The organism is Amycolatopsis sp. NPDC098790 (assembly GCF_044759945.1).
Lineage (GTDB): Bacteria > Actinomycetota > Actinomycetes > Mycobacteriales > Pseudonocardiaceae > Amycolatopsis.
In genome coordinates this window covers 466,296-492,704 of sequence record NZ_JBIWAI010000002.1, presented here as the reverse complement: position 1 = coordinate 492,704, position 26,409 = coordinate 466,296, and the positions used below count along the sequence as shown (strand labels likewise).

Annotated in this window: 22 protein-coding genes; 10 read left to right on the top strand and 12 right to left on the bottom strand. The window is 74.0% G+C overall.

The window, feature by feature from the left end; translation table 11 throughout:
- Together ACIQWX_RS15930 and ACIQWX_RS15925 are read right to left on the bottom strand one after the other, a co-directional pair.
- Positions 1-1,248, bottom strand: a complete 1,248-nt coding sequence (locus ACIQWX_RS15930; RefSeq protein WP_400870610.1) for a methylaspartate mutase — start codon at positions 1,246-1,248, stop codon at positions 1-3.
- Entirely contained in the window at positions 1,245-1,730 is a 486-nt protein-coding gene (locus ACIQWX_RS15925; RefSeq protein ID WP_400870607.1) for a cobalamin B12-binding domain-containing protein, read from the bottom strand. Before ACIQWX_RS15925 ends, ACIQWX_RS15930 begins: the two co-directional genes overlap by 4 nt.
- A gap of 410 nt (positions 1,731-2,140) precedes the next feature.
- On the opposite strand from ACIQWX_RS15925, the gene ACIQWX_RS15920 reads away from it, so the two are divergent.
- The 5 genes from ACIQWX_RS15920 (at position 2,141) to ACIQWX_RS15900 (ending at position 8,634) form a co-directional block, all read left to right on the top strand.
- Complete coding sequence (locus ACIQWX_RS15920; protein ID WP_400870604.1) at positions 2,141-5,035, top strand: type 2 lanthipeptide synthetase LanM family protein; 2,895 nt, start codon at positions 2,141-2,143, stop codon at positions 5,033-5,035.
- A 31-nt stretch (positions 5,036-5,066) separates the two neighbouring features.
- Positions 5,067-5,246: a hypothetical protein gene (locus ACIQWX_RS15915; protein WP_400870601.1), complete on the top strand. Its 180-nt coding sequence runs from the start codon at positions 5,067-5,069 to the stop codon at positions 5,244-5,246.
- 45 nt (positions 5,247-5,291) lie between these two features.
- Positions 5,292-5,474, top strand: coding sequence for a hypothetical protein (locus ACIQWX_RS15910; protein WP_400870599.1), 183 nt, complete (start codon positions 5,292-5,294; stop codon positions 5,472-5,474).
- A 39-nt stretch (positions 5,475-5,513) separates the two neighbouring features.
- Entirely contained in the window at positions 5,514-5,678 is a 165-nt protein-coding gene (locus tag ACIQWX_RS15905) for a hypothetical protein (protein ID WP_400870596.1), read from the top strand.
- 67 nt (positions 5,679-5,745) lie between these two features.
- Entirely contained in the window at positions 5,746-8,634 is a 2,889-nt protein-coding gene (locus ACIQWX_RS15900; RefSeq protein ID WP_400870594.1) for a helix-turn-helix transcriptional regulator, read from the top strand.
- A gap of 2 nt (positions 8,635-8,636) precedes the next feature.
- On the opposite strand, the gene ACIQWX_RS15895 is transcribed toward ACIQWX_RS15900, so the two are convergent.
- Entirely contained in the window at positions 8,637-9,485 is an 849-nt protein-coding gene (locus ACIQWX_RS15895; protein WP_400870591.1) for an NAD-dependent epimerase/dehydratase family protein, read from the bottom strand.
- A 147-nt stretch (positions 9,486-9,632) separates the two neighbouring features.
- Between ACIQWX_RS15895 and ACIQWX_RS15890 the strand changes: the two genes are divergently transcribed.
- Positions 9,633-10,487: a LysR family transcriptional regulator gene (locus ACIQWX_RS15890; RefSeq protein ID WP_400870588.1), complete on the top strand. Its 855-nt coding sequence runs from the start codon at positions 9,633-9,635 to the stop codon at positions 10,485-10,487.
- Between the two features lie 11 nt (positions 10,488-10,498).
- Here ACIQWX_RS15890 and ACIQWX_RS15885 read toward each other — a convergent pair whose 3' ends face one another.
- A complete protein-coding gene (locus ACIQWX_RS15885) occupies positions 10,499-13,180 on the bottom strand; it encodes a BTAD domain-containing putative transcriptional regulator (protein ID WP_400870585.1) in 2,682 nt (893 codons plus the stop codon).
- Positions 13,181-13,369: 189 nt separating this feature from the next.
- The gene (locus ACIQWX_RS15880; protein WP_400870582.1) at positions 13,370-13,861 is read right to left on the bottom strand and encodes a DUF6630 family protein; all 492 of its coding nucleotides are present in this window, start codon (positions 13,859-13,861) and stop codon (positions 13,370-13,372) included.
- Positions 13,862-13,908: 47 nt separating this feature from the next.
- On the opposite strand from ACIQWX_RS15880, the gene ACIQWX_RS15875 reads away from it, so the two are divergent.
- On the top strand, positions 13,909-14,805 hold the full coding sequence (locus tag ACIQWX_RS15875) for an SAM-dependent methyltransferase (RefSeq protein WP_400870580.1): 897 nt from the start codon (positions 13,909-13,911) through the stop codon (positions 14,803-14,805).
- Here ACIQWX_RS15875 and ACIQWX_RS15870 read toward each other — a convergent pair.
- Complete coding sequence (locus ACIQWX_RS15870) at positions 14,795-17,737, bottom strand: BTAD domain-containing putative transcriptional regulator (protein ID WP_400870577.1); 2,943 nt, start codon at positions 17,735-17,737, stop codon at positions 14,795-14,797. The genes ACIQWX_RS15875 and ACIQWX_RS15870 overlap by 11 nt on opposite strands.
- Positions 17,738-17,881: 144 nt before the next feature.
- On the opposite strand from ACIQWX_RS15870, the gene ACIQWX_RS15865 reads away from it, so the two are divergent.
- Positions 17,882-18,964 carry a hypothetical protein gene (locus ACIQWX_RS15865; protein WP_400870575.1) on the top strand — a complete coding sequence of 361 codons (1,083 nt, stop codon included), beginning with the start codon at positions 17,882-17,884 and terminating at the stop codon, positions 18,962-18,964.
- Positions 18,965-19,011: 47 nt separating this feature from the next.
- On the opposite strand, the gene ACIQWX_RS15860 is transcribed toward ACIQWX_RS15865, so the two are convergent.
- The 6 genes from ACIQWX_RS15860 to ACIQWX_RS15835 form a co-directional block, all read right to left on the bottom strand.
- Complete coding sequence (locus tag ACIQWX_RS15860; protein WP_400870572.1) at positions 19,012-19,359, bottom strand: hypothetical protein; 348 nt, start codon at positions 19,357-19,359, stop codon at positions 19,012-19,014.
- Complete coding sequence (locus ACIQWX_RS15855; RefSeq protein WP_400870569.1) at positions 19,356-20,693, bottom strand: tetratricopeptide repeat protein; 1,338 nt, start codon at positions 20,691-20,693, stop codon at positions 19,356-19,358. Before ACIQWX_RS15855 ends, ACIQWX_RS15860 begins: the two co-directional genes overlap by 4 nt.
- A gap of 72 nt (positions 20,694-20,765) precedes the next feature.
- Positions 20,766-22,202 carry a DUF4331 domain-containing protein gene (locus ACIQWX_RS15850; protein WP_400870566.1) on the bottom strand — a complete coding sequence of 479 codons (1,437 nt, stop codon included), beginning with the start codon at positions 22,200-22,202 and terminating at the stop codon, positions 20,766-20,768.
- 342 nt (positions 22,203-22,544) lie between these two features.
- Positions 22,545-23,360 (bottom strand): fumarylacetoacetate hydrolase family protein, encoded by an 816-nt coding sequence (locus ACIQWX_RS15845; RefSeq protein WP_400870564.1) that lies wholly within the window; start codon positions 23,358-23,360, stop codon positions 22,545-22,547.
- Positions 23,357-24,214 carry a fumarylacetoacetate hydrolase family protein gene (locus tag ACIQWX_RS15840; protein ID WP_400870561.1) on the bottom strand — a complete coding sequence of 286 codons (858 nt, stop codon included), beginning with the start codon at positions 24,212-24,214 and terminating at the stop codon, positions 23,357-23,359. The genes ACIQWX_RS15845 and ACIQWX_RS15840 overlap by 4 nt, the downstream gene beginning before the upstream one ends.
- A complete protein-coding gene (locus ACIQWX_RS15835; RefSeq protein WP_400870558.1) occupies positions 24,211-24,768 on the bottom strand; it encodes a carboxymuconolactone decarboxylase family protein in 558 nt (185 codons plus the stop codon). The genes ACIQWX_RS15840 and ACIQWX_RS15835 overlap by 4 nt, the downstream gene beginning before the upstream one ends.
- 121 nt (positions 24,769-24,889) lie before the next feature.
- Between ACIQWX_RS15835 and ACIQWX_RS15830 the strand changes: the two genes are divergently transcribed.
- Entirely contained in the window at positions 24,890-25,618 is a 729-nt protein-coding gene (locus tag ACIQWX_RS15830) for an SDR family NAD(P)-dependent oxidoreductase (protein WP_400870555.1), read from the top strand.
- A gap of 11 nt (positions 25,619-25,629) precedes the next feature.
- The gene (locus ACIQWX_RS15825) at positions 25,630-26,394 is read left to right on the top strand and encodes an SDR family NAD(P)-dependent oxidoreductase (RefSeq protein ID WP_400870552.1); all 765 of its coding nucleotides are present in this window, start codon (positions 25,630-25,632) and stop codon (positions 26,392-26,394) included.
- The last annotated feature ends 15 nt before the right edge of the window (positions 26,395-26,409 follow it).

Here is a 26,409-nt window from a genome sequence, read left to right as displayed (position 1 = left end):
TCAGGACAGGACCGGGTCGAGCCTTCGGCGGTGGTAGGACAGGTCGGCGAGCAGCCGGGTCGCGGTGACCCGGCCGTGGCCGCGGCGGCCGCCGAGCGCGGCGGGCAGCGGCATCCGCCCGGTGTGCCACCACTGCAGGCGGCCGTCGTCGTCGAGCACGCACCGGGTTTCGTTCCCGTTGTCGGGGTGCAGGCAGTACGGGACGTCGAGCAGGCCGCGCTCGAACGCCGCCGGCAGCGCTTCGGCCAGCGTCGGGGCGAGCGACCGGACCTCGTCGACGAGGTACCGCGCCTGGGCGTACACCTCGGAGTCGCCGGGCGGCGCGGCCGAAGGACGCTCCTCCAGCGCGACCGAGTGCGCCAGCCGCAACGCCGAGACGTTCTCCTCGACGGTCGGGATCCGGTGCGCCTCCGCCGTGGTCTTGACGATCAGCCGCTCGGTGCCGGTGCGCACGGCCAGCCGGACGCTTTCGGCGACCAGCTCCCGCGCCCCGGCCGCGGACTCCGGGAACAGGCCCATGTAGGTGTAGAGCACCACGTGGTGGTCCACAGTGGACAGTTCTTCGGCGCAGAGCCGCCGCATCGCCCACAGCGCTTCGGCGTCCTGCTCCGGGCTGGTCTGCTGCGCGTAGCTGGCCGAGACGCTGCGCACGCCGTGTTCGGCGAAGAACAGGCACTCCAGCACCGACAGCGCGACCAGCAGCCCGGGCGGGCACAGCTGCCCGAGCATGCAGCCGCCGAAGCTCTCGAGGTGGCAGTCCACGGTCTGCTCGGCGAGCAACGACGCCGACCGCGACCACGACCGCGTCGCCGTCCGCAGCGGGACGCTGCTGTAGGGCAGGCAGTAGGACACCGGCCCGCCTTCGGAAGCGTCGAGCCCGGCTGCGAGCATCGCGGCGAAGATGTCTTCCGGCTGCGCGGAGCCGTGCCGCACCTGGACCGGGAAGCGCGGGCCGTACAGCCCGTCCACCAGTTCGGCGGTGGCGCCCGCGCCGAGCGCCACCAGCGGGTAGCCGTTGAGCGGGACGCCGGAGGCGATCGACATGGCGGCGAGGTCGTGCTGCCCGGTGCGGGTGTAGCTGTCCAGGGTCACGGTGCCCACGGCCGGCACGCCGGCCTCGGCCACCGCGCGCAGCCCGCGGCGCATCACGACGGGGTCGGAGAACCCCATCCGCGGCTGCACGACCAGCGTCCGGCGGCGCCGGTGCTCGGCCACGAAGCTGCTGAACACCGACCGGGCAGCGGTCACCGCAAGGTCCGGACGTTCGCGGCGACGAACTCGCGGAACGACTCGATCGCCTGGCCGGAGTCGCCGGCGCCGACGTGGAAGACCGCGTCGTAGCCCAGGGCCAGCAGCTCGGTCTCCAGTTCGGCGTTGGCGTCGCCCCGGACGCCGAGCTTGCCGCCGATGACGGCGGGCAGGCCGGCCAGCGCGGGGTCGGCGCGCAGGGCGGAGATCACCCGGGCGCCGTCGACGTGCCCGTGGCCGTTGATGGTGCTGATCACCAGGCAGTCGGGGCGTTCGTCGCGGCAGGCGGCCAGCAGCCGCTCCACCGGCACGCAGGCGCCGAGGTTGACCACCTCGTGCCCCATCTCCTCCATGATCAGCTGGAGGGCGACGAGGTTCCACATGTGCGAGTCGGACTGGACGCTGGACAGGACGAACTTGAGCGGGGACCCGGCGGCCACGCCGGGCCCGTCGGGGGTCTGCTCGATCTGGAACGTGGTCATCGTGCGTCGCTCCCTGTGCGTTCGGGGAACGTCCGCGGGGCGAGCCGCGAACTTCTCACGACGAATCGTCATCGGCGCGGGGCCGGCGCACATGGGTGCGACGGACCCGCATTCCCCCACCGCACCCGGCCCGTGGTCCGCCTCGCGCGCGGGCGACGCGGCCGCGCGCGCGACCGCGGAGTCCGGTGGGGCGGGGGTGCCCCGCATGGGGGATCGTGGGTGCGCACGCCGTCGTCAACCCCTGTCGGGCCCGCCCGCCTTGCGGCGTAACCGCCACGTCCGAACGGCGTAACCACCCACTCGGCGACCAGGCGTTTTCCCGGCGACGCCCCCATGAACCCCTACGAAGCCCCCATGCCGCGCGGGAATGCGGGCGTAGCACCCCCATGTAACCCCCGTCACCCGCTGGCATGCTCGATCCCGTGATTCCCCCGCAGCCGAACCCGGCGACCACGACGCTCCCGCCCACCTGGTGGGCCGCGGCGCTGACCACGCAGGAGCGTCGCCCCGGCGGCGCCCGTCCCGCGTGGGTCGACTTCGCGGAAGCGGCCCTTTCCCGGGAAAGCGCCGCCGTGGAGCTTTCACGTGAAAGCTCCGACCTGCAGGCCGAGCTTTCACGTGGAAGCTCGCACTGGCGCACCGCCTTCGCCGCGGTGTTCCGCCCCCTCACCGACGCGGCCCGCGCCGCGATCGCCGGCGCCGCAGCGGCTTCGCCCGCCGTCGACGCCACCGCGGTCGCCGACGGGTGCGCGACGCGGCTGGGGCACCAGCTCGCCGGACTCGCCGCCCGCAGCCTGGTGCTCGAGCTGGGGCGGGCCCGCCGCGCGGGGACCCTGGCCGGGGACACCGGGGAAGAGCGGTTCGCCGACTTCGTGCGGCGGACCGGCACCCCGGCCGGGCTCACCGACCTGCTGCACCGCTACCCCGTGCTCGCCCGGCTCGCCGCGCAGGCGTCGCTGTACGCGATCGCGGCCGTCACCGAGCTGCTCGGCCGCTTCGACGCCGACCGCGCCGCGCTCACGGCGTTCACCGGCCCGGAGCCCGGCCCGCTCGTGGAGATCAGCGGCGGCACCGGCGACGCGCACCAGCGCGGCCGCTCGGTCCGCGAGCTGCGGTTCGCCGGCGGCGCGCGGGTCATCTACAAGCCGCGCCCGCTCGACCTGCACGCGGCGTTCACCGGCCTGGTCGAGTGGCTCAACCCGCGCGTGCCCGGCCTCGAGCTGAGCACGGTGGACGTCCTGGTCCGCCCCGGCTACGGCTGGCTCCGGTTCGTCGAGCACCGGCCGTGCGCCGACCTCACCGAGGTCGACCGGTTCTACCGCCGCCAGGGCGTCCTGCTCGCCCTGCTGCACGCCCTCGACGGCACCGACGTGCACTTCGAGAACATCATCGCCGCCGGCGACCAGCCCGTCCTGATCGACATCGAGACGCTGTTCCAGCCGGTGCTGCCCGCCGACACCGGCGACGTCGACCCCGCGGCCGAGCTGCTCACCCGGTCGGTGCACCGGACCATGCTGCTGCCGCAGATGATCGTCGGCGAGCACGGCGCGGTCGACATCTCCGGCCTCGGCGGCGGCCGCGCGGCGGCCCCGGCGCTCACCCGCGTCGACTGGCTCGACGCCGGCACCGACCGGATGCGGCTGACCCGGGTGCCCGGCGGCGTCGGCACCGGCGTCAACCGGCCCACCCTCGGCGGCGTCGACGTCGAGCCCGCCGAGCACGGCGCCGCGCTGCTGGCCGGGTTCCGCGCCGGCTACGACGCCATCGCCGCCGGCGCCGGGGAGTTCGGGTCGCTGCTCGACCGCTGCGCCGACGCCGAGATCCGCGTCCTGGTCCGCCCGACCAGCTTCTACACGCGGCTGCTCGACGAGACCACGCACCCGTCGCTGCTGGCGGACGCCGCCGCCCGCGACGAGGCCTTCGGGCTGCTGCACGACGACAGCACCGACGACGTCCGCCGCGGGCTGGTCGCCGCCGAGCTGACCGACCTGTGGGCGGGCGACGTCCCGATGTTCACCGGCCGGCCCGGCGCCACGGACCTCTGGGACGCCGAAGGCAATCGGCTGCCCGGCCTGCTGGCCGAGCCGCCGCTCGTGTCGGTCCGCGCGAAGGTCGCCGGGATGACCACGATCGACCGCCGGGACCAGGAGTGGCTGATCTCCGCCGCGCTGGCGACCCGGCCCGCCGCCGAAACCCACACCGGCACCGGGGTGACCGACACCGTCCTGCCGAGCAAGAGCCCCGAACCGGCGCACCTGCTCTCGGCCGCCTGCGGCATCGCCGACGCGATCGTCGCCCGCGCGGCCTCCGGCGGCGGGGGTGTCAACTGGGTCGGGCTGGAGCTCGTCGACGAGAAGTACTGGACCGTGCTGCCGATGGGCGCCGGGCTCGGCGAGGGCTACACCGGGGTCGCGCTGTTCCTGGCGCAGCTGGCCGAGCTGACCGGCATCGACCGCTACCGCGAACTGGCCGGGAAGGCGCTTTCCGGGCTGCCCGGGCTGGTGGCGGCGCTGGAGGCCGACCCGGACCTCGCCGCCGCGGCCGGTCCCGGCGGGCTGCTCGGGCTCGGCGGCGTCGCCTACGCCGCGGCCCGGCTGTCGCGGCTGCTCGACCGGCCCGACCTGCTGGACCTGACCGCCCGCACGGTCGCCGTCATGCCCGCGCCGACGCCCGAGACGTCCCCGCGCTACACCACCGGGCTCGCCGGCGGGCTGGTCGCCCTGCGCTCGGTGGCCACCCAGACCGGGCTCGCCACCGCCACCCTGCTGGCCGACGCCTACGCGGCCGAGCTCGCCGTCCGCTCGATCGACCCCGACCTCGCCGACCCCGGGTTCGCGCACGGCGCGGCCGGCGTCGACTGGGCACTGGCCGGGTACCCGCGCGAAACCCCGACCCTGCCGCCCGCGAAGACGGCCACCGGGCACGGCTGGTGCTCCGGCCTGGCCGGCCAGGTGCTCGCCTACTCCGGCGACCCCGCGCTGCTCGGCCTCGACGAGCAGGTCGCGGCGCTCGCCGGCCAGGACCCCCTGCGCGACCTGAGCCTCTGCCACGGCGAAACCGGCATCACCGACGTCCTCGGCTTCCTCGCCGAAAGCGGCCACCAAGGCGCCGCCGCCGCGGTCGCCACCCGCACCGGGCAGCTGCTCACCGCCGTCGAGCAGGACGGCGCGCGCTGCGGCACGCCCGACGGCGTCGCCTCCCCCGGCCTGCTGACCGGCCTGGCCGGCATCGGCTACGGCCTGCTGCGCCTCGGCTTCGGCCGCCGCGTCCCGTCCGCCCTGCTCTTGCAACCCCCGACCCGCTGATCCCCTTCCCCACCCGAGGAGAGAACGAAAGATGCGCGAAACCACCGCCGAGACCGTCGAAGCCACCATCGGTGCCCTGGTGCTCCCCCGCGCGAACCGCGCCGGCGCCCGCAACCAGGCGCTGGCCGGCACCCGGCCCCGGCTGTCCGGGATGACCCTCGAGACGCTCGGTGGCCCCACCGTCGTCACCAACGGCACCTTCGCCCTCTGACGTCCGTCCCCTGACCCGATCGCGACCGAAAGCGGAGAACACGCCATGAGCGAGCACGACTTCGTCGGCACCGACAACCCCATCGGCGACCCCACCCTCCCGGCGCCGACCCGGACCGGCATCCGCAACCGCGCCCTCGCCGGCCGGACCGCGCGGCTGAGCCACCACGGCGCCGACACCCTCGACATCACGCCCGTCTTCACCGTCAGCATCGGTTTCGCCGAATAACCGTCCGACCCCAGCACTACCGAGAGTGGAGCCACCAGCATGACCGAGCACGACTTCGACAACCCGATCGGCGACTTGACCCTCCCGGCGTCGGCCCGCACGGGCGCCCGCAACCACGCTCTGTCCGGCCGGGCGGCGCGGGTCAGCCAGAACTCCCTGACCACGCTGGACATCACGGTCGTCACGGGCGGCTTCACCGAATAGTGAGACGCCCGGGCGTCGGTAATTCGACCTACGTCCGGATGTGGCCAGTCCGGTTATAGTGACCGCGATGGGCATCCGGTCGACGCGTCTCATCGGACGCGACAGGGAGCTCGGCGCGCTGTCCCAGGCTCTGGAGAAGGCCCGCACCGACCACGGTGGGGCCTTCTTCCTTGTCGGTGAAGGCGGGATCGGGAAGTCCCGGCTCGCCGCCGACATCGCCTCGCGGGCGTTGGCGACCGGGCTCCCGGTGCTACGCGGACGCGCCAGCTCGATCGGCCCGATGGTGCCGTTCCGCCCGCTGGCCGAAGCCCTGTTGTCGCACTTCCGCGGCGGCCTGCCGCCCGCCGCGCCCGAGCTCGACCCGCTCGTGCCGGTGCTCGCCCGGCTCGTGCCCGACTGGTACCGCGGCGACCGCCCGCACGACAACGGGAACCTGCTCGTCCTGGCCGAAGCGGTGTTCCGGCTGCTGTCGGTCGCCGGCCGCGACGGCGGCTGCCTGATCGTGCTGGAAGACCTGCACAACGCCGACGCGGAGACGCTGTTCATCGTCGAGTACCTCGTCGACAACCTCGCGTCCAGCCGCGTGATGCTGATCGGCACCCTGCGCGGTGAACCGGGCGAGGCGCTGCGGCTGGCCTCGGCCGCGGCGCAGCGCTCGTCCAGCCACACCTTCGAACTGACCCGGCTCGACGCCGAGCGCACCCGCGAGTTCGCGGCCGCCTGCCTGGAGACCGAGCCGGCCGCGGTGCCCGCCGCCGTCGCGAACCTGTTGTGGCAGAACAGCGAGGGCGTGCCGTTCGTTGTCGAAGAGCTGCTGCACGGCATGGTCAGCGACGGCCTGCTCGTCGGCGGGCCGGGCGGCTGGCAGGTCGTCGGCGAGGTGCAGGCACGCGTGCCCGAGGCGCTGATCAGCAGCATCGCCGCCCGCGTCGACGCACTCGGCGAGGACGGCGAAACGCTGCTCTCGGTGGCCGCCGTGCTGGGCCGGCGGTTCCCGCTGTCGGTCGTGCAGGCGGTGACCGACATGGACGACCGCATGCTGCACAACCACATCAGCGCGAGCGTCGCCGCGCACCTGGTCACCACCGACGAGACCACGCCCGGCTGGTACGCCTTCCGCCACCCGCTGACCGCCGAGGCGCTGCTGGCCCGGCTCGTGCCGTCGACGAAGGCGAGCCTGGCGCGCCGGGCCGCCGACGCCGTCGAGCAGCTGCACCCCGGCCTGCCCGGCGAGCTGTGCGCGCTGGCCGCGGCACTGCGGCTGACGGCGATGGACCACCCCGGCGCCGGGCGGCTGTTCGCCGAGGCCGGCCGCCGCGCGCTCGACGGCGGCGCGGCCGACTCGGCGGTGACGATGCTGACCCGCGCCGTCGAGCTGCTGGCCACCGCGAGCCCCGACGACCGGGCCGACGCCCTCGAAACCCTGCTGCACGCCCTCGGGCAGACCGGGCAGTTCGACCGCGCGGTCGAGTTCTCCGCCCGGTTCGCCGAGATCGGCCGCCTCGAACGGGCCGTCGACCTGCACATCCAGCTGGCGTGGGCGGCCTACATCGGCGGCCGCCACGACGAGTGCCTCAACCAGATCGAGCAGGCCCGCGCCCCGCTCGGCGGCGAGATGACCGAAGAGCAGAACGCGGGTCTCGACGCCGTCGAAGCGACGCTGTGGCTCGACATCCCCGGCCCGGCCCACACCGAACGGGCCCGGAAGCTGGCCGAGCAGGCGTGGGAGGTCGCCGAGCGCGCCGGCGTGCCGTTCGTGTCGTGCCAGGCGCTGCAGGTGCTCGGCATGGTGGCGCTGGAGAACGACCTGACCGAAGCGGAGCGGTACCTGCAGCTGGCGCGGCGGCTGGCCGAGCGGCACCAGCTGACGCACCTGCGCACCCAGGTGCTGGTCCGCCTCGGCGGGCACCGGATGCTCGCCGAGGGCGACATCCGGACGTTCGACCTGGCCCGCGCGGAGGCCCAGCGCACCGGCGCGATCACGCTGACCTGCGCGGTCGACGCGAGCCGCGCGGTGCACGCGGTGATGCGCGGCGAGTTCGCCCACGCCGACCGCATCCTCGACGAGAACCTCGCGGTGCTCGGCCGGCTCCGGCTGGTCGCGTTGCTGCAGTACACGCACATGACGCGCGCGATGGTGGCCGCCCACCAGGCGGACCGGCCGCGCATGGAGCGCGCGCTGGAGGACTTCCGCGCGGAGGGCGGCACGACGGCGCAGGAGCTCGTGCTGAGCGTCGGGCTGGCGCAGGTGTTCTGCTCCCTGCTCGAAGAGGACGCCGAGCGCGCCCGCCGCGAGCTGGCGCAGGTGCTGGCGTTGGAGGAGCGGCAGCCGAGCCGCTTCCACCTGGCCGGCCAGCACGGTCTGCGGTTGCTGATCGAAGCGCTCGACGGCGCGCCGCCGCCGGACCGGCCCCCGGCGGCGGTGAGCGGCATGCGCTGGAACCGCCAGTTCGTGCTGCTGGGCGACGCGGTCCGCCACGGCCGCGCGGGTTCGGTGGAGCAGGCCGACGCCGCGGTGGCCGCGGCCATCGAGGCCGCGGCCCCGTACCCGGTGAGCAGGCACCTCGGCCTGCGCATGGTGGCCGAGTCCGCGGCGGCCGACGGCTGGGGCAACCCGGTGACGTGGCTCAAGGAGGCCGAGGAGTTCTTCCACCAGGCGGAGGTGACCGCGGTGGCGAGCGCGTGCCGCGGGCTGCTGCGCAAGATCGGCGCCCCGGTCGGCCAGCGCCGCACGGGCTCGGACCGCCTCCCGGCCGAACTGCGCTCGGCGGGCGTGACGGTCCGCGAGTACGAGGTGCTGCAGCTGCTGGCGGACAACATGGGCAACAAGGACATCGCCCGGCGGCTGCACATTTCCCCGCGTACGGTGGAAAAGCACGTGGCGAGCTTGATGGCCAAGTCCAATTTGGAGAACCGCAGCGCGTTGACCGAGTACGCGCGCAACACTCCACAGTAGACTCAGGAGCCCAGGACGCCCAGCGGGTCCAGGTGTCGCGGGGTCCAGCCCAGCTCGCGCTGCGCCTTGCCGGACGTCAGCCGCTGGTCGAGCGCGAACGCGTCGGCGATCGGGCCCATCCGCTCGCGGGCCTCGTCCAGCGTGATCGAGACGGTCTTCAGCCCGGCAGCCCGGGCACACGCTTCGGCGACCTCCTTCGCCGTCGGGTCGACGCCGCCGACCCCGAGGTACACCGAGCCGGCCGGTGCCGTCAGCGCGGCCGCGTAGAGCCGGGCGAGGTCGTCGACGTGGATCAGCGCCCAGTGGTTGCCGCCGTCGCCGAAGTACGGGATCGCGCCGCTTTCCTTGCCCGGCTGGACGAAGAAGGCGTCGATCAGGCGGTTCTCGCCGCCGTAGAGCAGGCCGGGCTGGACGACGACGGGCCGGCCGCCGTTCTCCGCGCGGGCCAGCACCGCGTCCTCGACCGCCTTGCGCCACGCCACGACGGCCGGCGGGTTCCACGGCGCCGTCTCGTCCTGGACGCCGTCGGTGTCGCCGTAGACCCAGCTCCCACCGGTGTGCACGTAGGTGCCGCCGCCGACGCCGTCCTGCAGGGCGGTGGCCGCGGCGAGGTCCTCGTCGCCACTGGTCGCCTGGGCCAGGTGGATGACGGCTTGCGCGCGGGCCGCGGCGTGGTTGAGCACGTCGAGGTCGGTCAGGCCGACGCGGACCGCCGTCGCCCCGGCGGCGACGACCGCGGCCTCCGCGCGATCACTGCGGGCGAGCGCCTCGACGGCGTGCCCCTGCCGGACCAGTTCGGCGATCGTCGCGCGGCCGATGTAGCCCGATCCGCCGGTGAGGAAGACCTTCATCGCTGTCCTTTCGGTTGGGTGACTGCGCTTTCCAGCGTGTCCCGCCGGGGTGTGGCGCGTCCAAGACCCGTTGCGCGCGCTGTGATGCCCGGGCGGCATCACGGGGACGTGCGATGATCGGAGCGGAACAGGAGGTGGTGACCCACCGTGGACCTCGATTTGCGGAAGCTGCGGTACTTCGTCGCCGTCGCCGAAGAACTCCACTTCGGACGGGCCGCCGCGCGGCTGCACGTCGCGCAGCCCGCGCTCTCCCGGCAGGTCCGCGCCCTCGAAGACGAGCTGAAGACCGCCCTCTTCGTGCGGGACCGCCGCGGCACCGTCCTGACGCCGGCGGGCGAGCAGCTCCTCGAAGACGCGCGCGGCCTCCTGTCCGCGGCGGACGCCGTCCGGCGGCGGGTCGCCGCGGCCGGCGAACCCGTGCTCACCGTGGGGTTCATGCCCGGCATCGTCGTCACCCCGGCGGTGCGGGTGCTGGCCGAACGGCAGCCGGACCTCGCCGTAAGGCTGCTGCGCACCAGCTGGCACGACCAGGTCGAGGTCCTGCACGACGGCCGCGTCGACGTCGGCGTCGTCCGGCTGCCGATCGACCGGCGCGGGCTGACCGTGCGGCCGCTGTTCGAGGAACCGCGCGTCGTCACCGTGCCGGCCGGGCACCGCCTGGCGGGCAAGGAATCCGTCTCGGTCACCGAACTCGCCGACGAGCACCTGCTGCAGGACCCCGACGCCGTCCCGGAGTGGCGGGACATCGCGGTCGAGCCGCCCGGAAAGGTCCCGCCGATCCACAGCGTCGAGGAAAAGCTGGAGCTGGTCGCCGCCGAGGCGGGGATCAGCATCATCCCCCGATCGACGGCGGCGTTCTACACGCGGCCGGACGTGGTGGCCGTCCCGGTGGAGGACATCGCGCCGAACCGCGTGTGCCTGGCGTGGCTCGCGTCAAGACGGTCGCCGCTGATCGAAGCGTTCGTCGACGCGGCGGCCGCGCTGGTCCCCCACGAGGGCTGACCGGCGACCGGTTACGGCGTCTCCTCCTGGTGGGCCTCGGCCAGCCGCTCCTGGACGCGGGCGTGGCGGAACTGGTAGACGCCACCCGCTTGCCGGAGCACGCCGCGGCGGTGGGCGTCGTCGAGGAAGTGCATCAGGCGCCACGGCAGGCGGCCCGTCGCCGCCAGCCAGACGTGGTTCACGAAGTAGTTGCCCCACGCCCGCGTCACCAGGACCGCCAAGCCGATGCCCACACCGAAACACACGCCGGCCACGATCGGCAGCACCGGGGTCGTCGCCGCCGGGAACACCTGGCCGCCGGCGATCGCGCCCGCCAGGGCATAGCACACCGCCGCGACGCCGCGGGCCATGAAGAACCCGAACGACGCTCCCGCCACCGCGCCGGCGATGGCCAGCGCCAGGTCGTACCGGCCGCCCAGCACCGGCAGGAACCGCGTCTGCGCGGTGAACGCGAACGCCATCCCGTCGAACAACCCCAGCGACACCAGGAAGGAGACCGACAACGCGATCGCGCCGGTGCGTTCGTTGCGCAGGATCGTCCGCGGGCTGGACACGCGGCTGGCGTCGACCGGTTTGGCGAGCCACACGTGCACCGCGAACACCAGGCCGAACACCAGCGCCAGGAACACGACCAGGCCGGTGGCCAGCGACCAGCCCAGGCCGAGCAGCACGCCCACGACGGCCCCGATCGCGAACCGGCCGGCGAACTTCCGCGCGGCCCCGGCGAAGCGCACTTCGGTGCGCAACGGCTCGGGCGCGCGCCCGAAGCGGTGGGTCAGGTACGCGGCGCCGCCGAACGAGACGCCGTAGATCGCGGCCAGCGCCGGGCCGTCGTCGACCCAGCCGGTGACGACGAAGAACACCGCGACCAGCGCGCCGGCCAGCGCGGACCGGGTCCGCGCCGGCACCGCCCGGTACAGCTGCCACCACGCCAGGTCGCGGCTGCGCGCCTGTTCGAGGTGCCGGGCCAGGAACCCCAGCCAGCGCGTCGCCTGCGCCGCGGTGTACCGCCCGGACGGGCTCGTCTTCGGGTTCCGCCCCGGCGGCTGCGGCACCTGCGCGTAGGCGTTGGGGACGAACGAATCGAGCAGCTGCCCTTCGAGAACCTCGACGTCCGATGCGCCGAGCAGCTCGGCCGGATCCGCGCCGGGACGGCCGTAGCCGATCCGCGCGAGGTCGACCATCAACGGCGTCCGCAGCACCCGGGCCAGGGCCGCGTCCGGGTCGCGGCGCAGGCGCTCGGCCACCGGGAGCCAGCGGTCCTGCCCGTCCCGCGCGGACAGGTACGTGACCGCCTCCTGCCGCGCGACCGGTTCGAGCCGCACCACCGTGGCGGCGCTCAGCACCGCGCCGGCTTCGCGCACGACCTGGTCGTACTCGGCCGAACGGCACGTCAGCACGAGCGCGCGGCCCGCGCCCATCGTCTGGTCCAGTGCGTCGAGCGCCGCGGCGCGCAGGTCGGCCGGCATCTCGTCGAGGCCGTCGAGCACCGGGAGGACGTGCCCGCCGAGGACGAGCCGGGTCGGTGCGTCGCGCCCGTACTCGCGGGCGTTGAGCAGCGCCGGGTGGTCGTCGGCGAGCCGGGCCGCGAGCCACCGGTCGAGGTGGTCGCGCCGCGGGTCCCACGACGCCAGCGAGAGCAGCACCGGCACCGGGCCGCCCGACGCGCGGGCGCGCAGCAGCTCCAGCGTCAGCATCAGGGCGAGCACCGACTTCCCGGAGCCCGGTTCGCCGAGGACGACCAGCTGCGGCACCGGCAACGCCGTGAAGGTCTCCGCGATGTCGTCGAGATCGCCACGCGGTTTTCCCCGCCGCGCCGACCAGCGCAGGGCGATCGGCTGCGGCCGGTGCAGCGACCGCAGCTCGGCTTCCGCGCGCCACTGCCACGTGACGGCTTCGGCCAGTTCGGTGACCGCGCGGTCGAAGGAATGGCGCTCGGGCGCGGGATCGGGTTCGCCGGGCGTGGCTTCGGCCAGGATCTGCTCGTGCAGCCGCCGCAGTTCGGGGTTCGGGTCGACGCCGAGCTCGTCGGCCAGCCGCCGGCGCAGGCTGTGGAACAGCGTCGATGCTTCGGCGTAGCGCCCTTCCTTCGCGAGGGCCCGCATCAGGAGCAGGTGGGACAGCTCGCGCATCGGGTGCTCGCCGCAGAACTCGGTCAGCTCGCGGACGACCTCGCCCGTTTCGCCGAGCCGCAGCCGCCATTCGGCGCACAGTTCCACGGCGTCGGCGCGCTGCTCGTCGAGCACCGCGGCCCGGCCGGCCAGCGTCGTCGTCCGCAGCCCGTCGAGCGCCGGGCCGCGCCACAACGCCAGCCCGGTCCGGATTTCCTCGACGGCGTCGACGAACTTCGCCTGCCCGGCCAGCCCTCGCGCGGCGGCGACGTGCCGGCGGAAGCGGAGGGAGTCGAGGTCGTCGGCGCCGGTCTGCAGGCGGTACCCGGGGCCGTCGGTGACGATCAGCGCGCCGGCGTCGCCGAGCCGGGCCCGCAGCGCGGAAACGCAGTTGCGCACCTGCTTCACGGCGGTCGCGGGCGGCTCGTCCTCCCACAGCGCGTCGATCATGCGCTCCACCGGGACGACGGCGTCCGGGCTGAGCAGCAAAGCGGCGAGCGCGCGCTGCTGGCGCGGGCTCGCCAGGGTGACCCGGTCCCCGGACACGCGCACTTCCAGCGTCCCGAGAACCCGGAACCTCATCGCATCCCCCTTGTCCCGCAAGGCTAGCGCCGCGCACCCGGCTCCGAAACACGCAGGTCGCACCCCCGGATGCCGGCGCGAGGACGAAACGAGGACGGCGTCGGGAACCTTAGGGGCACGGCGAAAGAGGGGGAATGCCGGGGCGACCCGGTGGCGGGCGCGTCGTTGGGGGTCGCGCCCTCCACCGGGCTAGCGCCCGAACACCTCGGCCGCGAACCCGGCCGCCGCGGCGAGCTTCGCGAGCTCGCCGGCGCGGGCCGCGGGCAGCAGCACGAGCGGGTAGCAGTCGGACTCGATGTCGAGGACGGCGAGCGCGGTTCCGGTGCCGAGCAAGCGCTCCCCCGCCGTCTCGAGGAACTCGTACGTCGGCAGTTCGCTGCTCGCCAGTGACGTCCACAGCTCGTCCGCCGCCGGCGCGGACCGCAGGGCGCGCAGCTGGGCGGTGATCTCGTCGGGTGCTTCCTTCCAGTCGACTTCGGCCAGCAGGCCGTGGTCGGCCAGTGCGTCCACGAGCGCGATCCACGGCAGTCCCGGGAAGGGTTCGTCGATGCCGCGGTCGTCGAGCCGGTCGGCGTGTTCGCCGACGTAGGCGCCGGGGTCGTCGTGGGCGGCCGCCGCGCGGGCGGCGACTTCCGGGACGTCCGGGGCCAGCAGGGTGGCCACCGCCGCGAGCGCGTTCATCGTCGTCCTCCGTGGGCCGGGTGGTCGGTCGGGGGCATGATCGCACCATGACTTCCCCCCGCCGCGACGGCGACACGTGGGACCTCGCGTCCAGTGTCGGCGCGACCGCGACCATGGCCGCGATGACCCGGGCGATCGCGACCCGCGCCGCGCTCATCGACGACCCGTTCGCCGAACCGCTCGTCCGCGCGGTCGGCATCGACCTGCTCACGCGGCTGGCGACGGGCGAAGAGCCGTCCGGCGACCTGGTCGGGCGCGCGGCGATCGACGGCGCCCGGGTGCGCACCCTTTTCTACGACGAGTTCTTCCTCGACGCCGGCCTCGCGCAGGCGGTGATCCTGGCTTCGGGACTGGATTCCCGCGCCTACCGGCTGCCGTGGCCGGCCGGCACGGTGGTGTACGAGCTGGACCGGCCCGACGTCGTCGAGTTCAAGACCCGGACGCTGGCCGGGCTGGGCGCGGAGCCGACGGCGGAGCGCCGGGTGGTGGCGGCCGACCTGCGTGAAGACTGGCCCGAAGCGTTGCGCGCGGCCGGGTTCGATCCGGCGCTGCCGACGGCGTGGAGTGCCGAGGGCCTGCTCGGCTACTTGCCGCCCGACGCGCAGGACCGCTTGCTGGAGACGATCACCGAGCTGAGCGCGCCGGGCAGCCGGGTGGCCACCGAAAGCCGGCCTAACCCGCGCCCGGGCGAAGAGGACCGGACGAAGCAAAGCTTGAACCGGATCTCGGAGCTGTTCCGGTCGGAGAACTTCGACGCGGACATGGCCAAGCTGCGCTACTTCGGCAAGCGCAACGAGGCGGCGCCGTACTTGACGGGACTCGGCTGGGCGGTGACGGGGAGGACGGTCCGGGAGCTGTTCGAGGTGCACGGCTTGGCGCCGCTCGAGGAGGACGATCTGCGGATGGCCGAGGTGCGGTACGTGACCGGGGAACTCACGAAGTAGCCGGCGGGGCGACGCTCAGGAGTTCGGGAGCGGCCTCGCCCAGTTCGCCGTGGAGCACCCGGGCCTGGTCGCCGTGCTCCCGCGCGGTCTCCGGGTCGGCCGCCGCGCGGGCCAGACCCCGGTGCGCACGGGCGATCTGCTCGTGGCAGCCCCAGCGGGTGGCCACCGCCAAGGCCTCCGCGTGGTGGTCGCGCGCCGTCTCCGCCGAGCCGGCTGCTTGGTGCGCCTCACCCAGCCCGTTCAGCGCCCACGCCTCGCCCGCCCGGTCTCCGTGGCGGCGGAACAGATCCAGCGCCTCCCGGTGGTGGACCGCTGCCGCCGCCGGGCGGCCGTTCGCCGACTCCGCGCGGCCCAGCCCGTCGATCGCCCACGCTTCGCTATCCCGGTGCCCCAGCTGGCCGAACACCGCCGCCGCGTCGAGGTGCAGGCGGACCGCTTCGGCCGGGCGGCCCTCCAGCACCGCCAGCTCGCCCACGCCCACCTTCGCCCACGCCTCCCCGAACTGGTGGCCGGCCTGCCCGTGCAGGTCCATCGCCTGCCGCAGGTGGCGCCGGGCCGCCGGGGCCCGCTCGAGGCGGGCCTCGACCGTGCCGAGGCGGGTCAGCATGTGGGCCCGGCCGGTCACGTCGGCCGCGCGCCGGAACATCGCCGCCGCCCGCGTGTAGTAGCCCGACGCCAGGAGGTACCGGCCCGCCGTCTCCTCGATCATGCCGACGTTGCCCAGCGCCCGCGCCTGCCCGATCACGTCCCCGATCTCGGCGAACAGCGCGTGCGCCGCCCACATCTCCGCCGCGGCCGGCCCCGCGCGGCCCGCCTGCTCGTGCACGCCGCCCAGCGCGATGCGGGCGTTCGCCTCCGCCACGCGGTCGCCGAGCGCGTGCGCCGCCGCGTGCGCGTGCCCGTTGATCGCCAGCGCCGCCGTCTCGTGGTGGCCGTCGAGGTAGCGGAACAGCAGCGCCGGCAGCGTCACCGCGTCCTCGGGCCTGCCGTGCGCGGCCGCGTGGGCGACGAGCGCCTGCAGCGACGGCAGCTCGGCGTCCAGCCAGTCGCGGGCCCCGCGCGCGTCCGGGAACACCGGCGGCCGGACCGGCGACGCCGCGACAGCCGGCCGCCGGTGGGCTTCGCCCGGGTAGAGTTGGTCCATCGCGGCCGCGACGGCGGCGCGGTAGTAGCCGTAGACGCGGCCGAGGCCGACGTCGTCGCCGAGCTCCGCGGCGTAGAGCTTGAGCAGGTCGTGCATGCCGCAGCGGTCGGCGCCGGCGGGGTGGACCAGGTGCGCGCGGACGAGCGTGTCCAGCACGCTGCGCGCTTCGTCGAGCGGGCGGTCCACGAGGGCCGCCAGGACGTGGGCGTCGAACAAGGGTGCCGGGAGCCGGCCGAGCGCGGCGAACGCGTGCCGCACGCCGGGGCTCAACGGCCGCAGCGACCAGGAGAACACCGCGCGCACGGCGGCGCGCCGATCACCGCCGCCGCTGAGCAGGTCGAGCGTGCGCTGGGCCGCGCGCAGCTCGTCGACCAGCCGGCTCAGCGGGGTCATCGGCCGGGACACCGCCTGCTCGGCGGCCAGGCGCAGGGTCAGCGGCAGCCGCACGCACCGCTCGGCGAGCGCCGCGGCGGCCACCGGCTCGGCGGTCACCCGCTCGCCGATCAGCCGCCACAGCAACGCGACGGCGTCCGCGGGCGGCAGCCGGTCGAGGTCGATGCGCCGCGCGCCGTGCAGGGCCACCAGGCCGGCGAGCGAGTCGCGGCTGGTGACCACGACGACGCACGTCTTCGAACCCGGCAGCAGCGGGCGGACCTGCTCGACGGTCGCCGCGTTGTCCAGCACGACGAGGATTCGCCGGGTCGCGACCTCGGTGCGGAACCGGGCGGCGCGCTCGGCCTCCCCCGGCGGGATTTCCGCGCCTTCGGGCAGCAGCGCGCTCAGCAACGCGGCCAGCGCGTCGGCCGACGACAGCGGCTCGCCCGGGTCGTAGCCGCGCAGGTCCAGGTACAGCTGCCCGTCCGGGAACCGGTCCCGGACGCGGTGTCCCCAGTGGACGGCCGTGGCCGTCTTGCCCGCGCCCGCCGTGCCGGTGACGCAGAGGAACACCGGTTCGTCGCCGGCGCGGGCGGCCAGGCGGTCCAGCTCGGCCAGCTCGCCGGCCCGGCCGGTGAACGCGGTGACGTCGGCGGGCAGCTGGGCGGGCACCGGCGCTTGGGGCACCTGCCCACGCGGCAGCTCGTGGTGCAGCACGGCTTCGTGCACGGCGGCGAGCTCGGGACCCGGGTCCACGCCGAGCTCCTCGCGCAGCGCCCGGCGGGTCCGCTCGAAGCACGCCAGCGCGTCCGCGCCGCGGCCGACCGCGTACAGCGCGCGCATCAGGACCGCGGCGGCGTTCTCCTGCAGCGGCTGCTCGCCGGTGAGCTCGGTCAGCCGGGCGATCGTCGACGCCGCGTCGCCGCCGCGGACCTCGGCCTCGGCCCACGCCACGACCGCGTCCGCGTGCTCCTGGCGCAGGGCGTGGCGCGTCCGTTCCGCCCAGGGCCCGCGCAGCCCGGCCAGCGGTTCGCCGGACCAGAGCCGCAGGGCGCCGCGCAACGCGACGGCGTCGGTCCGGTGCTCGCGCAGCGCGCTGCGGAACCGGAACACGTCGACCTCGTCGGGCCGGACGACGAGGCGGTAGCCGCCGGAGTCCCTCGCCACGTGCGCGCCACCGGGATCGGCCTGTTCCAGCACCCGCCGGATCCGCGTGATGTGGGCCTGCAGCGACCGCCGGACCCGTTCGGGCGGGGACTCGCCCCACACGCGGTCGACCAGCACGTCGACGCCGACCGTGCGGCCGGCCTCGAGCAGCAGGACCGCCAGCACCGCCTGCCGGCGCGGCTCGCCGACTTCGATCGTTCTCCCGGCCGCGCCCAGGCGGACCGGTCCCAGGACCCGGAACTCCACGTTTTCCCCCGCCTCCTCCGATCGGCCATGGTAAGTCGCCCATTCCGCCCGCCACAACACATTCACAACATTTCCGGCGGTGACCCGTGCCGACAATCGTTTCCGTCGCGAAGACAACGGAAACGCACGATTCGAGGAGGAAATGTGCGCACACCGAGAACGATCTTGCCGGCGATCGCCGGACTCGTTGCCGTGCTGCTGGTTCCGGGCACGGCGACCGCCGCCACCGGCTGCGCCGAACTGGCCAGGGGCAGCAACACCGACGCGGCACTGGCGGCCACACCGGACGGCCCGGTGGACATTTTCCAAACCGGTCTGGTCGGCAATGTTTTCCGTACGCGGATAGATCCGCGCACGAATGCCGTGGCGAGCTTCCAGGACCTGGGCGGGGTCTCGCGCTCCGAACCGGCGGGCGTTTCGATGGGCGCCGGGCACACCGCCGTCTTCGTCCGCGGTGGCGACGACGCGCTCTACTTCCAGGACTTCACCAACGGCGTGGCGTCCGGCTGGCAGAACCTCGGCGGGCAGCTCACCTGGAACCCGCACGCCGTCTCGACCGGCCCCGGTCAGCTCATCGTGTTCTACCGGGGCACGAACAGGCAGCTGTGGTACCGGGAGTTCGCCAACGGCGTCTGGGGCCCGCACACGAGCCTGGGCGGTGTCCTGACGTCGAGCCCGATCGGCGTCTCCACGAGGCAGGGGCACGTCGCCGTCGTCACGCGTGGGCAGGCGAACGACCTGTACTTCCTGGAGCGGACCGAAGCCGGCTGGAGCGGCTGGACCGGGCTGGGCGGCCGGTTCGGCGTCGACCCGATCGCGGTGTCGCGCGGGCCGGGGCTGCTCGACGTCTTCGTGACCGGGGGCGGTTCGAAGGTGTACGGGATTTCGTACAACGGCTCGTCCTGGAGCCCGTGGCGGGACCTGGCGGCGCCGCCGGGCGGCGCGGTGTCCGAGCCGGGCGCGGCGGCGACGGGCTCGGGCGAGCTGGTCGTCTTCGCCCGCGGCGGCGAGGTGCGCACGCCGGTCCGGCCGATCTGGCGGAACTCTTCGTTCGACGGCGGGGCGACCTGGTCGGGCTGGCTGAACGTCGACGTCGGGTACGGGACGCCGTCGCCGAACAACCCCGAGGCGACGGCCAACGCGTTCGGCGGCTGGACGGTGGCCGCGACGAACTTCCCCACCGGGGCGCGCGTCGGACCGCTGCGCGTGTGTTCGTCGACGCCGTGAAGACGCGAGCCGCGGCCGGGAGACAGCGGGTCCCCGGCCGCGGTTCGTCACGCCCGGTCGAGCAGGGCGGCGACGTTCTTCCGGTCCGCGCCCAGGCGGACGTAGAGGCCGGCCCACTGCCGGTCGGCTTCGGTGGGATCGCCGCCGTCGCAGTACTTCTTCGCGCCGTTGGCGGTGTAGTAGCGCAGCAGGGCGAGGATTTCGTCGGTGCGCCTGAGCGTGTCGTCGGTGTAGCGCGGGCCGGGCCCCCGAGGCTGGTGCTTCAGGCAGCTCAGCTCGGGAACGACCCCGCCGGCGGCCTCGTCCTCGAAGCGGGGACCGGGGTCGGGCGCCGGCGCGGTGCACGCGACCAGGCTGACGAGCAACGCGCTCAGCAGCAACGGGATCCGCCTCATCGGGCACCTCCGAGGTTCGCCAGCGCGGTCCGCGCGGCGGGCGCGCCGACCGGGGAGAAGTGCGGGTTGATCCGCAACGCCTCGGTGAGCGCCGTGACGGCTTCGGCGTTCCGGCCGAGCCCGGCCAGGATCATGCCGCGGTGGTAGGCGGCCGCGGCGCTGCGCCAGCCCGTGCTCGCGGCGCGGTCGGCGTAGGTCAGCGCTTCGGCGTCCCGCCCGTTCAGGTGCAGGGCCCAGGCCACGGCGTCCGCGACGAACACGGGCTGCCGCCGCGACCATTCGGCCTGGGCGAGTTCGAGCGCCCGTTTCGCGTTCCCGCGGTCGACGGCGACCAAGGACGCTTCGAGGTCGATGTTCGCCCCCGATGCCGCGTCGATGCCTTGCTGCTCCTCGATGATCGCGTACTGGCGCGCGGCCGGTTCCGGTTGGCCCGCCGCCGTCAGCAGCAGGGCGTACTCCTGCAGGCCGTCCAGGCTCGGCTGCCGGGCGACGATGTCCTGCAGGCCCGCCAGCGCTTCCGCGGTCCGCCCGCGGGCCGCCGCGACCGTCGCCTTCCCCTGCAGCAGCGAACCCGCGTCCGGGACCGCGCGCAGGCCGGCGTCGAAGTGGCGCTGCGCCGTGTCGAAGTCGCCGTTGTCGAAGGCCAGCTTGCCCAGCAGGTGCCGGCAGAACACGACGTCGCCGGGATCGACGGCGTCGGCCAGGGCCCGGTCGAGCGCGTGCCGGGCGTCCTCGACGCGGCCGTGCAGCTCGAACTCGTAGGCGGCGCGGGTGAACGAGGCGACGCCCGGTTTGAGGTCGAGCATGCGCTGCAGCGCGTCGGTGGCCGCCGCGGTGTCCCCGAGCTGGGTGTAGGCGTCGGTGAGCACGCCGTACACCTCGGCGTTGTCGGGCAGCACGGCCTTGGCCTGCTCGCCCCAGTCGCGGGCGGCGGTGAAGTCGTGCCGCGCGTTGGCGAGCGCGCCCAGGCCGCTCAGCGCGGGCCCGTTGCCGTCGGGTTGCTGCGCCAACGACTTCCGCAGCGCTTCTTCGGCTTTCGGGTAGTAGGTGGGGTCGCCCTTGGCGCGGGCCGCCTCGACGTAGGCGGCGCCGAGGCCGGCCCACGTCCGCGGGTCCTGGTCGCGCCGCGCGAGCTTGTCCCGCGCCGTCGTGATCGCCCGGTCGAGCGCGCTGGGCGCACCGGCCGAACCGGCGGCGGCGACCGGACCCGGCGGGTCGGACGGGGCGAGCGTGGTGAAGCCGACGGCGATCAAGCCCGCGACGAGCGCGAGCAGGACGGTGGTGAGCAGCGGGCCCGGGCGCCGGGCACCGGTCGTGCTGGGTGGAGCTGACATCGGACATCCCTTCCACGAGTGTGTCGTGGGTGTCCGGGGAGGCGCCCCGGACACCCACGACCGTTCTGCGGGTCAGCGCGACGAGTTGACCGCGGCGGTGTTCGGCAGGGCGACGTACGGGAAGACCGTGCCGAACGGGACGTTGTTCGCGTCGACCCGGTCACCCGCGGCGAGCGCCTGGACGATGCCGCTGGACGCGGCGCCTTCCAGCACCTGCAGGCTGATGTCGAGCGCGTCGTCGGCGAGCCGTCGGCCGTTCGGGAAGCCCTGGCGGTCACCGCCCAGCAGCCCGAGCCGGCTGGGCTGCGCGGCCGGCGGGATCGACGTGTTCAGCCGCAGCTGCTCCGACGGCGCGAAGTTCGCCGGGTTGACGTCGAGGTTGTTCAGCTGCGAGTTGAGGTCCAGGTTCCCGAGCTGGTTCCCGAACTTCGTGGTGATCCCGTAGAGGAAGATCTCCACCAGGTCGTTGCGCGGCGTGACCGGCGCCGGGATGCCGTAGATGCGCTGGACGAGCGTCGGCACCTCGGGGACGTTCACCCGGTTCACCAGCGCGGGCAGCGTGCGGTCCTGCTCCGGCAGCAGCGAGTTGAACTTGTCCTTCAGCCCGGCCGGCACGACGACTTCGTTGACGAGCGGGTTGCCCAGGCGCGACACCTGGACCTCGGTGCCGCTGGACTGCTGCGTCCCCGGCGCGCGCACGGTGAGCGAGTAGCGCTCGGTGTCGCTCCAGATCCCGATGTTCGGGTTCCGGGTGGGGTTGTTCCCGAGCGTCAGCGCGCTCTTGGGCACCTGCAGCGCCAGGCTGTTGACGTTGTAGCCGGCCACCGTGTCCTGCCCGACCTCCGACAGGTTCCCGCCGTAGAGCAGGTCGAAGACGCGCAGGTCCAGGAAGAACGGGTCGTCGGCCTGCCCGGCGAAGCTCTGCCCGCCGCCCGCGATGGGCGTGATGGCCTGGTTGCGCAGCACCCCGTAGTTCGGCATGGAGGCCACACCGACGTTCGACGGCGCGACCTTCGCGTTGCTGGCCAGGGTGGTGACCCGCCCGTTCGGCCGGTCGATGAGCGTCAGGGTGTAGGTCTGCCGGAACAGCAGGTCCGGGTCGTCGAACGACGTGACCGGGTCGTCGTTGTAGAGGAAGGTGTCGTTTCCCCGCCGGTCCTCGGTGCGGAAGTCCCACCGGTAGGTCAGGTCCGCCTTCGCGTCGCCGTTGTTGTCGATGTTGAGGTCGTAGTGGGCGTCGGTCGCCCACGGGTAGAAGGTCGGCCCGCCGTTGGGTTCTTCGAACGGGTACCAGTTCGCGATGAGCGTGACGGTGTCCGGCTTGTCGGGGCTGACGAAGGCGTACACGTCGGTGTTGTCCACGGGCGGGTCACCGGAGATGAGCGGAGCTTCCCGGTGACTGGACGCGAGCACCGGACCGGCGGGCACCCCGGCCAGCACGGCGCCCCCGACGGCGAGCACGACCGCAGCCCTCCGGCTGCTGCGGCGCGCGGAATGGCGTAGCGACATTTCCCTTTCCCTTCCTGAGAGCCGCGGCCCCGGGCGAATGGGCGCCCGGGGCCGCCGGAAGAGTCCGGGTCCCTCGTCCTCCTCCGTACGCCGATGGTGTCCGGCGCCGTCAGTGGCGAAGTTGTGGGAATGTTGTGGCGGTGGGTCAGCGGAAGCGGGTCCGCAGCTCGCCGACCACGCGAGGGCGGGCTCACGCCGGGCGAACCGGCAAAGTGCGCGGCTCGACCCGACTCCGCCGAACGGGCGCCGGCCGAGCCGTGCACACCGGCTACGGCCCCGGCACCGAAGGCCGCTCCGGCCCGGCGACTGCCGGGCGCCGGCGCGTCAGCGGAACCCCGTGGGTCAGCGGAAGCGGGTCCGCAGCTCGCCGAGGCCGTCGATGCGGCTGGTCAGCACGTCGTCCGTCGTGAGGTAGCGCGGCGGCGTGCGGCGGTTGCCCACCCCCGCCGGCGTGCCCGTGAAAATCAAATCACCCGGCAGCAACGGGCAAACCGCCGACAGCCGCGCCACCAGCGACGGCACACCGAAGATCATGTCCGCCACCGACGCCTTCTGGACCACCTCCTCACCGAGCAGGCACGTGATCGACGCGTCCGGAGCCACCTCGGTCACCAGGTGCGGTCCGATCGGCCCGAACCCGGGAAACGACTTCGCCAGCGAGAACTGCGGCGGCTCCCCCAGCATCTGGACCCGCCGCTCCGACAGGTCCTGGCCGACCATGTACCCCGCGACGTGCGACAAAGCGCGATCCGCACCGATCCGGTGACCGCCGCGGCCGATCACCGCCACCAGCTCGACTTCCCAGTCGACGCGGTCGCCGGGCAGCTCGACCGTCTCGTCCGGGCCTGCGATGCACGTCGGGAACTTGGTGAACACCAACGGGTCCGACGGCGGCTCGAACCCGGCCTCGGCCGCGTGCGGCGGGTAGTTCAGCGCCACCGCGAAAACCTGCCGGGGCCGCGGCACCGGCGGCCCCAGCAGCGCGGGGTCGTACGGACTGCCGGCCGGAACCACCGATCGCGCCCACTCCGTGAACGCCGGCCACTGCGACAGGACGTCCATCGGGTCGGGGCCGAACCCCCCCGCCTCGAAGACGTCCAGCGCGCGGTCCCCGAAGACGAGCACCGCTCGGCCGTCGAGGTTCGCCAGCCGCGTCATTCCGCCCACGGCGCGCCGTACGCGTCTTCCCACGAGACGATCCGGTTGCGCAGCACCCCGAGCTTCTCGATCTCGGCCTCGACCACGTCCCCGGGCTTCAGGTAGTACGCGAACGGGTCGTCGGTGCTCGCGGCGACGCCGGCCACCGTGCCCGTCGTGATCAGGTCGCCCGCGCTGTAGACCTGCGGCGAGTGGTAGGCCACCAGCTCCGGGATCGTCACCGACATCCGCGAGGTGTTCGACTTCTGCCGCACCTGGCCGTTCACCCGCAGCTCCATGTCCAGGTCGTGCGGGTCGCCCACCTCGTCGGCGGTGACGATGTACGGGCCGATCGGGCAGAACGTGTCGATCCCCTTGGAGAACGAGAACACCCCGGACTCCATCTCGCGGCGCTGGATGTCGCGCGCGGTGATGTCGTTGAAGACCAGGTACCCGGCGATGTGCTCGGCCGCCTGCTCCGCGCCGAAGAACTTGCCGGGCTTCCCGATCACCACGGCCATCTCGAGCTCGTAGTCCAGCTCGTTCGTCAGGTGCGCCGGGTACACGACCGGGTCGCCGGGGCCGACGATCGCGTCGACGTTCTGGAAGAACACGATGCCCTTGTTGACCGGGTGCGACCAGTTGACCCGCGCGAGGTCGTCGTGGTGCTCGCGGAAGTTCCCGGCCGTGTGGAAGAACTTCTTCGGCACGATCGGCGCGCGCAGGCGCACCTCGGACGCGCGGAAGCGGCGCCCGGTCTCGGGCACGCTCCCGCCGCGTTCGAAGAACTCGCGCGCCGAGGCGGTGTCGAGTTCCAGGACCAGGTCGTCGGCGAGGCGGCCGACCAGGCCGTCGTCGAAGGTCACGAGCTTCACGGCTGCTCCACGGGGACGGTGACTCGGAAGACGCGCAGCTGCAGCGCCAGCGTCGCGTAGTAGCCCACCAGCGTGGTCAGCTCGACGGCCACGCGGTTGCCAATGGTTGGCACGACTTCGTCGTAGGTCGCGTCGTCGACGTCGCCTTCCAGCAGTGCGTGCACGAACCGCAGGGCCGCCGCTTCGACGTCGGGGAGATCGTCCGGCAAGGAGTGCGCCGCGAGCTGGGCGTCCGTGACGCCGGCGGCGCGCGCGGCGGGCTCGTGCGCGTACCGCTCGAACGCGCAGTCCCAGTGGTCCGCCACCGCCAGGATCGCCAGCTCCCGCACGCGGTCGCCCAGCGCGGTCTCGTACCGGACGGCCGCGCCCAGCCGCTGCAGGGCCTGCCCGGCCGGCGGCGCGAACAACATCGCGTTGAACGGCCCGGTCAGCGCCCCCGCGGCGTCGGTGAGCGGGAACGGCCCGCCCGCGCGAAGGCCGCTGGCGATGGCGTCGTAGAGCTCGCGCTGGTCGTCGGTCAGGTCGGCCGGAGTCAGCCCGGGCAGTCTCGTCATGCCCCGATCCCAGCAGCGCCGCAGCGAAGTACGCGCTCGCTTGCCATTGAATGGCACGTCCGTTCCCGCGAAACGGCTCCCGCGCCTAGCGTCGCCGTCACATCGGGAGCAGGGAGCGGGAGTGGACTGGCTGGGTCTGCGGGGCAAGGGCGCGCTGGTCGCCGGCGCGGGCGGGATCGGCGCCGCGGCGGCCCGCGCACTCGCCGAAGCCGGGGCCGACGTGGTCGTCGCCGACCGCGATCCCCAGCGGCTCGGCGAACTGGACCTCCGGACCCTCGAAGCCGACCTCACCGACCCCGACGGCGCCCGGGACTGCGTCACCCGCGCCGACGAACTGCTGGGGCGGCTCGACGTCTTCGTCCACGCGGTCGGCGTCAACGACCGCCGCCCGGTCCTCGACACGCCCGACGACGTCTGGCGCCGGATCCTCTCGGTCAACGCCGACAGCGCGTTCTGGACCGGCAGGGCGGCGGGCGAGCTGATGGTCGCCCGCGGGTACGGCCGGATCGTCTACCTGTCCTCGGTGTCCGGCCTGCTCGCCCACCCGCACCACGCGCCCTACGCGGCCAGCAAGGGCGCGGTCGACCAGCTCGCCCGGGTGATGGCCCGCGAGTGGGCCGCGTCCGGTGTCACGGTCAACGCCGTCGCGCCCGGCTACACCGAAACCGGACTGACCCACGACCACCTCGAAAAGCCGGGCGTCCGCGACGGCCTTACCGCGTTGGTGCCGGCCGGACGGCTGGGCACCCCGGCCGACCTGACCGGCCCGATCCTGTTCCTCTGCTCCGACCAAGCCGCCTTCGTCACGGGACACGTCCTGTACGCCGACGGCGGCCGCACCCTCGTCTGAAGGAGTCCTCAGTGCGTTTCACCGGCAAAACCGTCCTCGTCACCGGCGCCGGCACCGGGTTCGGCGCCGAGATCGCCGTCCGCGCCGCCCAGGAGGGCGCCGACGTCGCCGTGCACTACCGCGGCTCGCGCGCGGGCGCCGAGCGCACCGCGGCGCGCGTCGAAGAGCTGGGGCGCAAGGCGTTCCTCGTGCAGGCGGACATCTCGGAGCACGCCCAGATCCAGCGGATGGCCGACGAGGCGTGGAGCCACTTCGGCCGGGTCGACGTGGCGATCAACAACGTCGGCGACGTCGCCCGCGACCAGATGTCGTGGCGGGACCTCACCGAGGAGTCCGTCGACCACGTCCTCGCCGTGGACATCAAGGGCACGCTGCTGTGCACGCACGAGTTCGGCGACCGCATGCTCGCCCAGGGCGGCGGCGCGATCGTGAACATCGGCTCGACCGTCGTCGCGCGCGGCAGCGCCCGCGCCCCGCAGTACGCGGCGGCGAAGGCCGGGATCATCGGCCTGACCAAGTCGTACGCGCACGCGTTCGCCCCCACCGTGCGGGTGAACGTGTTCGCGCCCGGCTTCATCGAGACCGAAGCCACGCTCGGCCGCGAGGACTGGCGCAACGGCCGCGCGGAGAAGCTGCGGGACGCGACCCCGATGGGGCGGATCCCCAAGCCCGAGGAGCTGGCCGGGACCGCGTTGTTCCTGGCCACGGAGGAGGCCGCGCACATCACCGGCGGTTTCCTGGTCGCCGACGGCGGCTACACCATGCTCGGCGCCTGACTTCGCCAAGGAGGA

What these genes read in the sequence shown, in the direction of transcription:
- ACIQWX_RS15925 (WP_400870607.1), bottom strand. Translation starts at nt 1,730, where the DNA reads ATGACCACGTTCCAGATCGAGCAGACCCCCGACGGGCCCGGCGTGGCC.
- ACIQWX_RS15920 (WP_400870604.1), top strand. Translation starts at nt 2,141, where the DNA reads ATGCTCGATCCCGTGATTCCCCCGCAGCCGAACCCGGCGACCACGACG.
- ACIQWX_RS15915 (WP_400870601.1), top strand. Translation starts at nt 5,067, where the DNA reads ATGCGCGAAACCACCGCCGAGACCGTCGAAGCCACCATCGGTGCCCTG.
- ACIQWX_RS15910 (WP_400870599.1), top strand. Translation starts at nt 5,292, where the DNA reads ATGAGCGAGCACGACTTCGTCGGCACCGACAACCCCATCGGCGACCCC.
- ACIQWX_RS15905 (WP_400870596.1), top strand. Translation starts at nt 5,514, where the DNA reads ATGACCGAGCACGACTTCGACAACCCGATCGGCGACTTGACCCTCCCG.
- ACIQWX_RS15900 (WP_400870594.1), top strand. Translation starts at nt 5,746, where the DNA reads ATGGGCATCCGGTCGACGCGTCTCATCGGACGCGACAGGGAGCTCGGC.
- ACIQWX_RS15895 (WP_400870591.1), bottom strand. Translation starts at nt 9,485, where the DNA reads ATGAAGGTCTTCCTCACCGGCGGATCGGGCTACATCGGCCGCGCGACG.
- ACIQWX_RS15885 (WP_400870585.1), bottom strand. Translation starts at nt 13,180, where the DNA reads ATGAGGTTCCGGGTTCTCGGGACGCTGGAAGTGCGCGTGTCCGGGGAC.
- ACIQWX_RS15880 (WP_400870582.1), bottom strand. Translation starts at nt 13,861, where the DNA reads ATGAACGCGCTCGCGGCGGTGGCCACCCTGCTGGCCCCGGACGTCCCG.
- ACIQWX_RS15875 (WP_400870580.1), top strand. Translation starts at nt 13,909, where the DNA reads ATGACTTCCCCCCGCCGCGACGGCGACACGTGGGACCTCGCGTCCAGT.
- ACIQWX_RS15860 (WP_400870572.1), bottom strand. Translation starts at nt 19,359, where the DNA reads ATGAGGCGGATCCCGTTGCTGCTGAGCGCGTTGCTCGTCAGCCTGGTC.
- ACIQWX_RS15855 (WP_400870569.1), bottom strand. Translation starts at nt 20,693, where the DNA reads ATGTCAGCTCCACCCAGCACGACCGGTGCCCGGCGCCCGGGCCCGCTG.
- ACIQWX_RS15850 (WP_400870566.1), bottom strand. Translation starts at nt 22,202, where the DNA reads ATGTCGCTACGCCATTCCGCGCGCCGCAGCAGCCGGAGGGCTGCGGTC.
- ACIQWX_RS15845 (WP_400870564.1), bottom strand. Translation starts at nt 23,360, where the DNA reads ATGACGCGGCTGGCGAACCTCGACGGCCGAGCGGTGCTCGTCTTCGGG.
- ACIQWX_RS15835 (WP_400870558.1), bottom strand. Translation starts at nt 24,768, where the DNA reads ATGACGAGACTGCCCGGGCTGACTCCGGCCGACCTGACCGACGACCAG.